Source organism: Escherichia sp. TC-EC600-tetX4 (genome assembly GCF_019356055.1).
GTDB lineage: Bacteria > Pseudomonadota > Gammaproteobacteria > Enterobacterales > Enterobacteriaceae.
The window spans coordinates 1,310,216-1,323,678 of sequence record NZ_CP079924.1; the positions used below are offsets into that span (position 1 = coordinate 1,310,216).

The window sequence follows — 13,463 nt, forward strand, 5'->3', positions numbered from 1 at the left end:
ATTCATGAAACGAATTGCGTTTGTGGGTAGCGTCGGGGCAGGAAAAACAACGTTATTTAATGCGTTGCAGGGGAATTATACCCTCGCCAGAAAAACACAGGCCGTGGAATTTAATGATAAGGGCGATATTGATACGCCGGGTGAATATTTTAACCATCCCCGCTGGTATCACGCCTTAATTACCACGCTACAGGATGTAGACATGCTGATCTATGTCCATGGCGCAAATGACCCGGAAAGTCGGTTGCCTGCCGGGTTGCTGGATATTGGCGTCAGCAAACGGCAAATCGCCGTCATCAGTAAAACGGACATGCCAGATGCTGACGTCGCCGCAACGCGAAAGTTATTGCTTGAGACGGGTTTCGAAGAGCCGATGTTCGAGCTAAACAGCCACGACCCGCAAAGCGTGCAGCAACTGGTGGATTATCTGGCATCTCTCACCAAACAGGAGGAAGCAGGTGAAAAAACTCATCACAGCGAATGATATTCGTGAAGCACACGCGCGCGGCGAACAGGCAATGTCCGTGGTTCTGCGCGCCAGCATTATTACCCCGGAAGCCCGTGAAGTGGCGGATCTACTGGGTTTTACCATCACCGAATGTGATGAATCGATCCCGGTAACGGCGTCCGTGCCCGCCAGCGTGCCAGCCGACAAAACCGAAAGCCAGCGCATCCGCGAAACCATCATTGCCCAGCTGCCGGAAGGCCAGTTTACCGAAAGCCTGGTCGCACAGCTGATGGAAAAAGTGATGAAGGAAAAACAGTCGCTGGAGCAGGGCGCAATGCAGCCGAGCTTCAAATCGGTGACCGGCAAAGGCGGCATCAAAGTGATTGATGGCAGTAGCGTCAAGTTTGGTCGTTTCGACGGCGCAGAGCCGCATTGCGTGGGCTTGACTGATCTTGTGACCGGAGACGACGGCAGCAGCATGGCCGCCGGTTTTATGCAGTGGGAGAACGCATTCTTCCCGTGGACCCTGAACTACGACGAAATCGACATGGTGCTGGAAGGGGAGCTGCATGTTCGCCACGAAGGCCAAACCATGATCGCCAAAGCAGGCGACGTGATGTTTATCCCGAAAGGCTCCAGCATCGAATTTGGTACGACATCCAGCGTGAAATTCCTGTATGTCGCCTGGCCGGCTAACTGGCAATCCCTATGAAAGATTTCATCACCGAAGCATGGCTAAGAGCGAACCATACGCTCAGCGAAGGCGCAGAGATCCATCTCCCTGCGGACAGTCGCCTGACGCCCTCTGCCCGGGAGTTGCTGGAAAGCCGCCATCTGCGCATCAAGTTTATTGACGAGCAGGGCCGCCTGTTTGTTGACGATGAACAGCAGCAGCCGCAGCCCGTTCATGGGCTGACCAGTAGCGATGAACATCCGCAGGCGTGCTGCGAACTGTGTCGCCAGCCGGTGGCAAAAAAGCCGGATACGCTGACTCACCTGTCGGCGGAAAAAATGGTCGCCAAAAGCGATCCGCGTCTGGGTTTTCGCGCGGTTCTCGACAGCACCATTGCGCTGGCAGTGTGGCTGCAAATTGAACTGGCGGAACCGTGGCAGCCGTGGCTGGCGGATATCCGTTCGCGTCTTGGCAACATTATGCGCGCCGATGCGCTGGGGGAACCGCTGGGCTGCCAGGCGATTGTCGGGCTTTCTGACGAAGATCTGCATCGGCTTTCTCATCAGCCGCTGCGCTATCTCGACCACGATCATCTGGTGCCGGAAGCCAGCCACGGGCGCGATGCTGCGTTGCTCAATCTGCTACGCACCAAAGTGCGGGAAACCGAAACCGTAGCGGCGCAGGTCTTTATCACCCGCAGCTTTGAAGTATTACGCCCGGACATTTTGCAGGCGCTGAACCGCCTTTCGAGCACGGTCTACGTGATGATGATCCTGAGCGTAACGAAGCAGCCGCTAACGGTGAAGCAGATCCAACAACGACTGGGGGAAACGCAATGATTATTGAACGTTGTCGTGAACTGGCGTTGCGAGCGCCCGCCAGAGTGGTTTTTCCGGATGCGTTAGACCAACGTGTGCTGAAAGCCGCGCAATATTTACATCAACAAGGTCTGGCAACGCCCATTCTGGTCGCCAATCCGTTTGAACTTCGTCAGTTTGCGCTCAGTCACGGCGTGGCGATGGACGGGCTACAGGTGATTGATCCGCATGGCAACCTCGCAATGCGGGAAGAATTTGCTCATCGCTGGCTGGCCCGCGCGGGCGAAAAAACGCCGCCGGATGCGCTGGAAAAACTTACCGACCCTCTGATGTTCGCCGCAGCAATGGTCAGCGCCGGTAAAGCGGATGTCTGTATCGCGGGCAACCTCTCTTCCACGGCAAATGTGCTGCGTGCCGGATTACGCATTATCGGCTTGCAGCCAGGCTGTAAAACGCTCTCTTCCATTTTCCTGATGTTGCCACAGTACAGCGGCCCGGCGTTGGGCTTTGCCGATTGCAGCGTGGTGCCACAGCCGACGGCGGCGCAGCTGGCGGATATCGCGCTTGCCAGTGCCGAAACCTGGCGCGCCATCACCGGAGAAGAGCCGCGCGTGGCGATGCTGTCGTTTTCCAGCAATGGTAGCGCCCGTCACCCCTGTGTTGCTAACGTCCAGCAGGCGACAGAAATCGTCCGTGAGCGCGCACCAAAGCTGGTGGTGGATGGCGAGTTACAGTTTGACGCCGCCTTCGTGCCGGAAGTGGCGGCGCAAAAAGCGCCTGCCAGCCCGCTACAGGGCAAGGCCAATGTGATGGTTTTTCCGTCGCTGGAAGCCGGAAATATTGGTTACAAAATCGCACAACGACTCGGCGGATATCGTGCCGTCGGGCCACTGATACAAGGACTTGCCGCGCCGATGCACGATCTCTCTCGTGGTTGTAGCGTGCAGGAAATTATCGAGCTGGCGCTGGTGGCAGCTGTGCCGCGTCAGACAGAAGTGAACCGCGAAAGCAGTTTACAAACACTGGTTGAATGAACGGTCCCGTTCTGGACCCTGATAAAGAGGAAAGCACAATGGAAGCATTAGGAATGATCGAAACCCGGGGCCTGGTTGCACTGATTGAGGCTTCTGACGCGATGGTGAAAGCTGCGCGCGTCAAGCTGGTTGGTGTTAAGCAGATTGGCGGCGGCCTGTGTACTGCCATGGTTCGTGGTGATGTTGCAGCCTGTAAAGCCGCGACCGATGCAGGTGCCGCAGCGGCACAGCGTATCGGCGAGCTGGTATCTGTACACGTTATCCCGCGTCCGCACGGCGACCTGGAAGAAGTCTTCCCGATCGGCCTGAAAGGCGATAGCAGCAACCTGTAATCACCCTGTGTGACGTCGATTCGGGCGTCACGCTCTCTCCTTTTTCATTTTACCTTCTGCGGAGGGTAGGGGGAGCTTTTACCTGAAATACGCCACGGAGGCGGGTATGAAACTGGCAGTCGTCACTGGACAAATTGTTTGTACCGTACGCCATCACGGACTGGCGCATGACAAATTGCTGATGGTGGAAATGATTGATCCACAAGGTAATCCTGACGGGCAATGCGCCGTCGCCATCGACAATATTGGCGCGGGAACCGGGGAGTGGGTGTTACTGGTGAGTGGCAGTTCCGCCCGCCAGGCGCATAAAAGCGAAACGTCACCGGTCGATCTGTGCGTGATTGGCATTGTCGATGAGGTGGTGTCTGGCGGTCAGGTAATTTTCCACAAATAAGGCAGAACATCATGAATCAACAGGATATTGAACAGGTGGTGAAAGCGGTACTGCTGAAAATGCAAAGCAGTGACACGCCGTCCGCCGCCGTTCATGAGATGGGCGTTTTCGCGTCCCTGGATGACGCCGTTGCGGCAGCCAAAGTCGCCCAGCAAGGGTTAAAAAGCGTGGCAATGCGCCAGTTAGCCATTGCTGCCATTCGTGAAGCAGGCGAAAAACACGCCAGAGATTTAGCGGAACTTGCCGTCAGTGAAACCGGCATGGGGCGCGTTGAAGATAAATTTGCAAAAAACGTCGCTCAGGCGCGCGGCACACCAGGCGTTGAGTGCCTCTCTCCGCAAGTGCTGACTGGCGACAACGGCCTGACCCTAATTGAAAACGCACCCTGGGGCGTGGTGGCTTCGGTGACGCCTTCCACTAACCCGGCGGCAACCGTAATTAACAACGCCATCAGCCTGATTGCCGCGGGCAACAGCGTCATTTTTGCCCCGCATCCGGCGGCGAAAAAAGTCTCCCAGCGGGCGATTACGCTGCTCAACCAGGCGATTGTTGCCGCAGGTGGGCCGGAAAACTTACTGGTTACTGTGGCAAATCCGGATATCGAAACCGCGCAACGCTTGTTCAAGTTTCCGGGTATCGGCCTGCTGGTGGTAACCGGCGGCGAAGCGGTAGTAGAAGCGGCGCGTAAACACACCAATAAACGTCTGATTGCCGCAGGCGCTGGCAACCCGCCGGTAGTGGTGGATGAAACCGCCGACCTCGCCCGTGCCGCTCAGTCCATCGTCAAAGGCGCTTCTTTCGATAACAACATCATTTGTGCCGACGAAAAGGTACTGATTGTTGTTGATAGCGTAGCCGATGAACTGATGCGTCTGATGGAAGGCCAGCACGCGGTGAAACTGACCGCAGAACAGGCGCAGCAGCTGCAACCGGTGTTGCTGAAAAATATCGACGAGCGCGGAAAAGGCACCGTCAGCCGTGACTGGGTTGGTCGCGACGCAGGCAAAATCGCGGCGGCAATCGGCCTTAAAGTTCCGCAAGAAACGCGCCTGCTGTTTGTGGAAACCACCGCAGAACATCCGTTTGCCGTGACTGAACTGATGATGCCGGTGTTGCCCGTCGTGCGCGTCGCCAACGTGGCGGATGCCATTGCGCTAGCGGTGAAACTGGAAGGCGGTTGCCACCACACGGCGGCAATGCACTCGCGCAACATCGAAAACATGAACCAGATGGCGAATGCTATTGATACCAGCATTTTCGTTAAGAACGGACCGTGCATTGCCGGGCTGGGGCTGGGCGGGGAAGGCTGGACCACCATGACCATCACCACGCCAACCGGTGAAGGGGTAACCAGCGCGCGTACGTTTGTCCGTCTGCGTCGCTGTGTATTAGTCGATGCGTTTCGCATTGTTTAAGGAGTAACAGATGGCGCACGACGAACAATGGCTCACCCCACGTCTGCAAACGGCGGCAACGCTGTGTAACCAGACGCCCGCCGCGACGGAATCTCCGCTGTGGCTGGGGGTGGATCTGGGCACCTGCGATGTGGTGTCGATGGTTGTCGACCGCGACGGTCAGCCAGTGGCGGTATGCCTCGACTGGGCCGATGTGGTTCGCGACGGCATCGTCTGGGATTTCTTCGGCGCTGTCACCATTGTTCGTCGCCATCTCGACACGCTCGAGCAGCAATTCGGTCGTCGTTTTAGCCATGCGGCGACTTCATTTCCTCCAGGTACGGACCCGCGTATTTCCATCAACGTGCTGGAATCTGCCGGACTGGAAGTGAGCCATGTGCTGGATGAGCCAACCGCAGTTGCGGATCTGCTGCAACTGGACAACGCCGGTGTAGTGGATATCGGCGGCGGCACTACCGGCATTGCCATCGTGAAAAAGGGCAAGGTGACGTACTCGGCGGATGAAGCCACCGGCGGACATCACATCTCTCTGACTCTCGCCGGAAATCGCCGTATTTCGCTGGAAGAGGCGGAGCAGTACAAGCGCGGTCACGGTGAAGAGATTTGGCCTGCGGTGAAACCGGTGTACGAAAAAATGGCGGACATTGTCGCCCGGCATATTGAAGGGCAGGGCATTACTGATTTATGGCTGGCGGGCGGCTCTTGTATGCAACCGGGCGTGGCGGAACTGTTTCGCAAACAATTCCCGGCGTTACAGGTGCATTTACCGCAGCACAGTTTGTTTATGACCCCGCTGGCGATCGCCAGTAGTGGGCGAGAGAAAGCGGAGGGGCTATATGCAAAATGAATTGCAGACCGCGCTCTTTCAGGCGTTCGATACCCTGAATCTGCAACGGGTAAAAACATTTAGCGTTCCACCGGTGACGCTTTGCGGTCCGGGCTCGGTGAGCAGTTGCGGACAGCAAGCGCAAACGCGTGGGCTGAAACATCTGTTCGTGATGGCAGACAGCTTTTTGCATCAGGCAGGGATGACCGCCGGGCTGACGCGTAGCCTGACCGTTAAAGGTATCGCCATGACGCTCTGGCCATGTCCGGTGGGCGAACCGTGCATTACCGACGTGTGTGCAGCCGTGGCGCAGTTGCGTGAGTCAGGCTGTGATGGGGTGATCGCGTTTGGCGGCGGCTCGGTGCTGGATGCGGCGAAAGCCGTGACGTTGCTGGTGACGAACCCGGATAGCACGCTGGCAGAGATGTCAGAAACCAGCGTTCTGCAACCGCGCTTGCCGCTGATTGCCATTCCAACTACCGCCGGAACCGGCTCTGAAACCACCAATGTAACGGTGATTATCGACGCGGTGAGCGGGCGCAAGCAGGTGTTAGCCCATGCCTCGCTGATGCCGGATGTGGCGATCCTCGACGCCGCATTGACCGAAGGTGTGCCGTCGCATGTCACGGCGATGACCGGCATTGATGCGTTAACCCATGCCATTGAAGCATACAGCGCCCTGAACGCTACACCGTTTACCGACAGTCTGGCGATTGGTGCCATTGCGATGATTGGCAAATCGCTGCCGAAAGCGGTGGGCTACGGTCACGACCTTGCCGCGCGCGAGAGCATGTTGCTGGCTTCATGTATGGCGGGAATGGCGTTTTCCAGTGCGGGTCTTGGGTTGTGCCACGCGATGGCGCATCAGCCGGGCGCGGCGCTGCATATTCCGCACGGTCTCGCGAACGCCATGTTGCTGCCAACGGTGATGGAATTTAACCGGATGGTTTGTCGTGAACGCTTTAGTCAGATTGGTCGGGCACTGCGAACTAAAAAATCCGACGATCGTGACGCTATTAACGCGGTAAGTGAGCTGATTGCGGAAGTTGGGATTGGTAAACGACTGGGCGATGTTGGTGCGACATCTGCGCATTACGGCGCATGGGCGCAGGCCGCGCTGGAAGATATTTGTCTGCGCAGTAACCCGCGTACCGCCAGCCTGGAGCAGATTGTCGGCCTGTACGCAGCGGCGCAATAAATGCCGGATGCGACGCTTGCCGCATCTTATCCAGCCTACGGGATTGCACATGTAGGGCGGATAAGGCGTTCACGCCGCATCCGCCAGTGGCGCGGTGCAATTGCCGGATGCGACGCTTGCCGCGTCTTATCCAGCCTACGGGATTGCACATGTAGGGCGGATAAGGCGTTTACGCCGCATCCGCCAATAAATAACAACTAACAGGGAGTAAAGGCGATGGGAATTAACGAAATCATCATGTACATCATGATGTTCTTTATGCTGATAGCTGCCGTAGACAGGATCCTGTCGCAGTTCGGCGGTTCTGCTCGTTTCCTCGGTAAGTTCGGTAAAAGTATCGAAGGATCAGGCGGTCAGTTCGAAGAAGGCTTTATGGCAATGGGCGCACTGGGCCTGGCGATGGTCGGTATGACCGCGCTGGCACCGGTACTGGCTCACGTTCTCGGGCCGGTAATTATTCCGGTTTACGAAATGCTCGGCGCTAACCCATCGATGTTCGCCGGAACACTGCTGGCGTGCGATATGGGCGGCTTCTTCCTCGCCAAAGAGCTGGCGGGCGGCGACGTAGCCGCGTGGCTATACTCTGGGTTAATTCTCGGGTCGATGATGGGGCCAACGATTGTGTTTTCCATTCCGGTGGCGCTCGGCATTATCGAACCTTCTGACCGTCGTTATCTGGCGCTCGGCGTGCTGGCGGGCATTGTGACCATTCCGATTGGTTGTATCGCTGGTGGTCTGGTTGCTATGTACTCCGGTGTGCAGATCAACGGCCAGCCGGTGGAATTCACTTTCGCCCTGATCCTGATGAACATGATCCCGGTGATCATTGTTGCGATTCTGGTGGCGCTGGGGCTGAAATTCATCCCGGAAAAAATGATCAACGGCTTCCAGATCTTCGCCAAATTCCTCGTTGCATTGATCACCCTCGGTCTTGCCGCTGCGGTAGTGAAATTCCTGCTTGGCTGGGAACTGATCCCCGGTCTGGATCCTATCTTTATGGCCCCTGGCGATAAACCCGGTGAGGTGATGCGCGCCATTGAAGTTATCGGTTCTATCTCCTGCGTTCTGTTAGGGGCGTATCCGATGGTGCTGCTGCTGACTCGCTGGTTTGAAAAACCGCTGATGAGCGTCGGTAAAGTACTGAATATGAACAACATCGCGGCAGCCGGCATGGTGGCAACGCTTGCCAACAACATCCCGATGTTCGGCATGATGAAGCAGATGGATACCCGCGGCAAAGTCATCAACTGCGCCTTCGCCGTTTCCGCTGCTTTCGCCCTGGGCGACCACTTAGGCTTCGCCGCTGCCAACATGAACGCCATGATCTTCCCGATGATTGTCGGCAAGTTGATCGGCGGCGTAACGGCGATTGGCGTGGCGATGATGCTGGTGCCAAAAGAAGACGCGACCGCGACTAAAACCGAAGCGGAGGCACAATCGTGAACACTCGCCAGCTATTGAGCGTCGGTATCGATATCGGCACCACCACCACCCAGGTGATTTTCTCCCGGCTGGAGCTGGTTAACCGTGCGGCGGTGTCGCAGGTGCCGCGCTACGAATTCATTAAACGCGAAATTAGCTGGCAAAGTCCGGTGTTCTTTACCCCTGTCGATAAACAGGGCGGTTTAAAAGAAGCGGAACTGAAAACCTTAATACTCGAGCAATATCATGCTGCGGGTATTGAGCCGGAAAGCGTTGATTCTGGTGCCATCATCATCACCGGTGAAAGCGCGAAAACCCGCAATGCTCGCCCGGCGGTGATGGCGCTCTCTCAGTCGCTGGGCGATTTTGTCGTTGCCAGCGCCGGGCCGCACCTCGAATCCGTGATCGCCGGTCACGGAGCCGGGGCACAAACCCTTTCTGAACAACGGCTGTGTCGGGTACTGAATATCGACATCGGCGGTGGCACCGCGAACTACGCCCTGTTCGATGCCGGAAAAATCAGCGGCACTGCCTGCCTCAACGTCGGTGGTCGCCTGCTGGAAACCGACAGCCACGGGCGCGTGGTTTACGCTCATAAACCGGGGCAGATGATTGTGGATGAGTGCTTCGGTGCAGGCACCGACGCCCGTTCGCTGACCGGCGCGCAGCTGGTGCAGGTGACCCGGCGGATGGCAGAACTGATTGTCGAAGTGATTGACGGAACGCTCTCACCGCTCGCGCAGGCATTGATGCAAACCGGTTTGCTGCCCGCAGGTGTTACGCCCGAAATCATTACGCTTTCTGGCGGCGTGGGCGAATGTTATCGCCACCAGCCCGCCGACCCGTTCTGTTTTGCCGATATTGGCCCGCTGCTGGCAACTGCGCTGCATGACCATCCGCGCCTGCGTGAGATGAACGTACAGTTTCCGGCGCAAACCGTGCGCGCCACGGTGATTGGCGCGGGCGCGCATACCCTTTCGCTCTCTGGCAGCACAATCTGGCTTGAGGGCGTACAACTGCCGCTGCGCAATTTGCCGGTGGCGATCCCGATTGATGAAACGGATCTGGTGGGGGCCTGGCAACAGGCGCTGATTCAGCTGGATCTTGATCCCAAAACTGACGCGTACGTGCTGGCGCTTCCCGCCTCGCTGCCTGTGCGTTACGCCGCGGTACTGACGGTCATCAACGCGTTGGTCGATTTCGTCGCGCGTTTTCCGAATCCGCATCCCCTGCTGGTGGTGGCCGGGCAGGACTTTGGTAAAGCTCTGGGCATGTTGTTGCGCCCACAGCTACAACAACTCCCGTTGGCAGTCATTGACGAAGTGATTGTCCGCGCGGGGGACTATATCGACATTGGTACGCCTCTTTTTGGCGGATCGGTTGTGCCGGTGACGGTGAAATCACTCGCATTTCCTTCCTGAGGGAACGACTTATGAAACTAAAGACCACATTGTTCGGCAATGTATATCAGTTTAAGGATGTAAAAGAGGTGCTGGCTAAAGCCAACGAACTGCGTTCGGGGGATGTGCTGGCGGGCGTCGCAGCGGCAAGCTCACAGGAGCGCGTGGCGGCAAAGCAGGTGTTGTCGGAAATGACCGTAGCGGACATCCGCAATAATCCGGTGATTGCCTATGAAGATGACTGCGTGACGCGGCTGATTCAGGACGATGTTAACGAAACGGCCTACAACCAGATTAAAAACTGGAGCATCAGCGAACTGCGTGAGTATGTGCTGAGCGATGAAACCAGCGTGGACGACATTGCCTTTACCCGCAAAGGGCTGACCTCGGAAGTGGTCGCGGCGGTAGCGAAGATTTGCTCCAACGCGGACCTGATCTACGGCGCGAAGAAAATGCCGGTAATCAAAAAGGCCAATACCACCATCGGTATTCCGGGCACCTTTAGCGCCCGTTTGCAGCCAAATGACACCCGTGACGACGTGCAAAGTATCGCCGCGCAAATCTACGAAGGGCTTTCCTTCGGGGTGGGCGATGCGGTGATCGGCGTTAACCCGGTGACTGACGACGTGGAAAACTTAAGCCGCGTGTTGGATACCATCTATGGCGTGATCGACAAATTCAACATCCCAACTCAGGGCTGTGTACTGGCGCACGTCACCACCCAGATCGAAGCGATCCGTCGTGGCGCACCGGGCGGGCTGATTTTCCAGAGTATCTGTGGCAGCGAAAAAGGGCTGAAAGAGTTTGGCGTGGAGCTGGCGATGCTCGACGAAGCGCGCGCAGTGGGCGCGGAGTTCAACCGTATCGCCGGGGAAAACTGCCTCTACTTCGAAACCGGACAAGGCTCTGCGCTATCCGCTGGCGCTAACTTCGGCGCAGACCAGGTAACGATGGAAGCACGTAACTACGGGCTGGCGCGTCATTACGATCCGTTTATCGTCAACACCGTGGTCGGCTTTATTGGGCCGGAGTATCTCTACAACGACCGCCAGATTATCCGTGCTGGCTTAGAAGATCACTTTATGGGCAAGCTGAGCGGCATCTCTATGGGCTGTGACTGCTGTTATACCAACCACGCTGACGCTGACCAGAACCTCAACGAAAACCTGATGATCCTGCTCGCCACCGCAGGCTGCAACTACATCATGGGGATGCCGCTGGGTGATGACATCATGCTCAACTACCAGACCACCGCATTCCACGATACCGCCACTGTGCGTCAGTTACTCAACCTGCGCCCGTCACCGGAGTTTGAACGCTGGCTGGAAAGCATGGGCATTATGGCAAACGGTCGCCTGACCAAACGGGCGGGCGATCCGTCACTGTTCTTCTGATGACGCGGAGATAACATATCATGGATCAAAAACAGATTGAAGAAATTGTACGCAGCGTGATGGCGTCAATGGGACAAGCGGCCCCCGCGCCGTCAGAAGCAAAGTGCGCCACCACCAACTGTGCGGCACCGGTGACCTCGGAAAGCTGTGCGCTGGATTTAGGTTCCGCTGAAGCAAAAGCGTGGATTGGTGTTGAAAATCCGCATCGCGCAGACGTATTAACAGAACTGCGCCGCAGCACCGTGGCCCGCGTTTGTACCGGTCGTGCCGGTCCGCGTCCACGTACGCAGGCGCTGCTGCGTTTCCTGGCCGATCACTCTCGTTCGAAAGATACCGTACTGAAAGAAGTGCCGGAAGAGTGGGTGAAAGCGCAGGGCTTGCTGGAAGTACGCTCTGAAATTAGCGACAAAAATCTCTACCTGACTCGCCCGGATATGGGCCGCCGCCTGTGTGCAGAAGCTGTTGAAGCGCTGAAAGCGCAGTGTGTTGCCAATCCGGACGTACAGGTCGTTATTTCTGATGGCCTGTCAACTGATGCGATCACCGTGAACTACGAAGAGATCCTGCCACCGCTGATGGCGGGCCTGAAACAGGCCGGGCTGAAAGTCGGTACACCATTCTTTGTTCGTTATGGTCGCGTGAAGATTGAAGATCAGATCGGTGAGATCCTCGGCGCGAAAGTAGTGATCCTGCTGGTGGGCGAACGTCCGGGGTTGGGTCAGTCAGAAAGCCTCTCCTGCTACGCCGTTTACTCGCCGCGTATGGCGACCACCGTTGAGGCCGATCGCACCTGTATCTCTAACATTCACCAGGGCGGCACGCCGCCGGTTGAAGCCGCAGCCGTCATTGTGGATTTGGCGAAACGTATGCTGGAGCAGAAAGCATCCGGCATCAACATGACCCGATAAGGAGGCATCATGCCAGCTTTAGATTTGATTCGACCGTCTGTCACCGCTATGCGGGTGATTGCCTCCGTTAACGCCGATTTTGCGCGTGAACTGAAATTGCCGCCGCATATTCGTAGCCTCGGTCTGATTTCTGCCGACTCCGATGACGTCACCTACATTGCCGCTGATGAAGCGACCAAGCAGGCGATGGTGGAAGTGGTGTATGGCCGCTCGCTATATGCGGGCGCTGCACACGGCCCGTCACCGACTGCCGGTGAAGTGCTGATTATGCTTGGTGGGCCAAACCCGGCGGAAGTGCGTGCAGGTCTGGATGCGATGATTGCGCATATTGAAAATGGCGCAGCTTTCCAGTGGGCTAATGACGCGCAAGATACGGCATTCCTGGCACATGTAGTTTCGCGTACCGGTTCTTATCTCTCATCAACCGCCGGGATCACGCTTGGCGATCCGATGGCGTATCTGGTGGCACCGCCGCTGGAAGCGACCTATGGCATTGATGCAGCCCTGAAGTCTGCCGACGTACAGCTGGCGACCTATGTCCCGCCACCGTCTGAAACCAACTACTCGGCAGCATTTTTAACCGGTAGCCAGGCAGCGTGTAAAGCAGCCTGTAACGCCTTTACCGATGCAGTGCTGGAAATCGCGCGTAATCCAATCCAGCGTGCGTAACGGAGGTTGCCGATGATCAATGCACTGGGATTGCTGGAAGTGGACGGCATGGTCGCCGCGATAGATGCAGCGGATGCCATGCTCAAAGCAGCTAACGTTCGTCTGCTCAGTCACGAAGTGCTTGACCCTGGTCGCTTAACGCTGGTGGTGGAAGGCGATCTGGCGGCGTGTCGTGCGGCGCTGGACGCAGGTTGTGCTGCCGCGATGCGTACCGGGCGTGTCATCAGCCGCAAGGAGATCGGTCGGCCAGACGATGACACCCAGTGGCTGGTTACTGGCTTTAACCGCCAGCCGAAGCAACCCGTAAGGGAACCCGACGCGCCAGTTATCGTCGCGGAATCTGCTGACGAGTTGTTGGCGCTGTTAACATCAGTACGTCAGGGAATGACGGCAGGAGAAGTGGCTGCCCACTTTGGCTGGCCGCTGGAAAAAGCCAGAAATGCGCTCGAACAGCTCTTTTCTGCCGGGACGTTACGTAAACGCAGTAGTCGTTATCGTCTCAAGCCCCATTAACCTGTCGGAGGTGCCGGGT

The 13,463-nt window shown here is 57.1% G+C and carries 15 protein-coding genes; all 15 read left to right on the forward strand.

What is annotated here, in order from left to right; translation table 11 throughout:
* The first annotated feature begins 4 nt into the window (after positions 1 to 4).
* Positions 5 to 484: an ethanolamine utilization acetate kinase EutP gene (gene eutP / locus KXD89_RS06260; protein WP_000820763.1), complete on the forward strand. Its 480-nt coding sequence runs from the start codon at positions 5 to 7 to the stop codon at positions 482 to 484.
* Positions 459 to 1,160, forward strand: coding sequence for an ethanolamine utilization acetate kinase EutQ (eutQ, locus tag KXD89_RS06265; RefSeq protein ID WP_000733906.1), 702 nt, complete (start codon positions 459 to 461; stop codon positions 1,158 to 1,160). Before eutP ends, eutQ begins: the two co-directional genes overlap by 26 nt.
* A complete protein-coding gene (eutT, locus tag KXD89_RS06270) occupies positions 1,157 to 1,960 on the forward strand; it encodes an ethanolamine utilization cob(I)yrinic acid a,c-diamide adenosyltransferase EutT (protein ID WP_000651298.1) in 804 nt (267 codons plus the stop codon). The genes eutQ and eutT overlap by 4 nt, the downstream gene beginning before the upstream one ends.
* Positions 1,957 to 2,973, forward strand: coding sequence for a phosphate acetyltransferase (gene pta / locus KXD89_RS06275; protein ID WP_000582977.1), 1,017 nt, complete (start codon positions 1,957 to 1,959; stop codon positions 2,971 to 2,973). The genes eutT and pta overlap by 4 nt, the downstream gene beginning before the upstream one ends.
* Positions 2,974 to 3,011: 38 nt before the next feature.
* Positions 3,012 to 3,305, forward strand: a complete 294-nt coding sequence (gene eutM / locus KXD89_RS06280) for an ethanolamine utilization microcompartment protein EutM (RefSeq protein ID WP_000387713.1) — start codon at positions 3,012 to 3,014, stop codon at positions 3,303 to 3,305.
* A gap of 106 nt (positions 3,306 to 3,411) precedes the next feature.
* A complete protein-coding gene (gene eutN, locus KXD89_RS06285) occupies positions 3,412 to 3,699 on the forward strand; it encodes an ethanolamine utilization microcompartment protein EutN (protein ID WP_000762196.1) in 288 nt (95 codons plus the stop codon).
* A gap of 11 nt (positions 3,700 to 3,710) precedes the next feature.
* Positions 3,711 to 5,114, forward strand: coding sequence for an aldehyde dehydrogenase family protein (locus KXD89_RS06290; RefSeq protein WP_001075716.1), 1,404 nt, complete (start codon positions 3,711 to 3,713; stop codon positions 5,112 to 5,114).
* A 10-nt stretch (positions 5,115 to 5,124) separates the two neighbouring features.
* Positions 5,125 to 5,961 carry an ethanolamine utilization protein EutJ gene (gene eutJ / locus KXD89_RS06295; protein ID WP_000929729.1) on the forward strand — a complete coding sequence of 279 codons (837 nt, stop codon included), beginning with the start codon at positions 5,125 to 5,127 and terminating at the stop codon, positions 5,959 to 5,961.
* Entirely contained in the window at positions 5,951 to 7,138 is a 1,188-nt protein-coding gene (gene eutG, locus KXD89_RS06300; RefSeq protein ID WP_001326575.1) for an ethanolamine utilization ethanol dehydrogenase EutG, read from the forward strand. The genes eutJ and eutG overlap by 11 nt, the downstream gene beginning before the upstream one ends.
* Positions 7,139 to 7,354: 216 nt before the next feature.
* Complete coding sequence (eutH, locus tag KXD89_RS06305; RefSeq protein ID WP_000512372.1) at positions 7,355 to 8,581, forward strand: ethanolamine utilization protein EutH; 1,227 nt, start codon at positions 7,355 to 7,357, stop codon at positions 8,579 to 8,581.
* Positions 8,578 to 9,981 (forward strand): ethanolamine ammonia-lyase reactivating factor EutA, encoded by a 1,404-nt coding sequence (gene eutA / locus KXD89_RS06310; RefSeq protein WP_001097542.1) that lies wholly within the window; start codon positions 8,578 to 8,580, stop codon positions 9,979 to 9,981. The genes eutH and eutA overlap by 4 nt, the downstream gene beginning before the upstream one ends.
* An 11-nt stretch (positions 9,982 to 9,992) precedes the next feature.
* Entirely contained in the window at positions 9,993 to 11,354 is a 1,362-nt protein-coding gene (gene eutB / locus KXD89_RS06315) for an ethanolamine ammonia-lyase subunit alpha (protein ID WP_000769961.1), read from the forward strand.
* 20 nt (positions 11,355 to 11,374) lie between these two features.
* Positions 11,375 to 12,262: an ethanolamine ammonia-lyase subunit beta gene (gene eutC, locus KXD89_RS06320; RefSeq protein WP_000372316.1), complete on the forward strand. Its 888-nt coding sequence runs from the start codon at positions 11,375 to 11,377 to the stop codon at positions 12,260 to 12,262.
* Positions 12,263 to 12,271: 9 nt separating this feature from the next.
* Positions 12,272 to 12,931, forward strand: a complete 660-nt coding sequence (gene eutL, locus KXD89_RS06325; protein WP_001111023.1) for an ethanolamine utilization microcompartment protein EutL — start codon at positions 12,272 to 12,274, stop codon at positions 12,929 to 12,931.
* Positions 12,932 to 12,943: 12 nt separating this feature from the next.
* Entirely contained in the window at positions 12,944 to 13,444 is a 501-nt protein-coding gene (gene eutK / locus KXD89_RS06330) for an ethanolamine utilization microcompartment protein EutK (RefSeq protein ID WP_000606257.1), read from the forward strand.
* Positions 13,445 to 13,463: the final 19 nt, after the last annotated feature.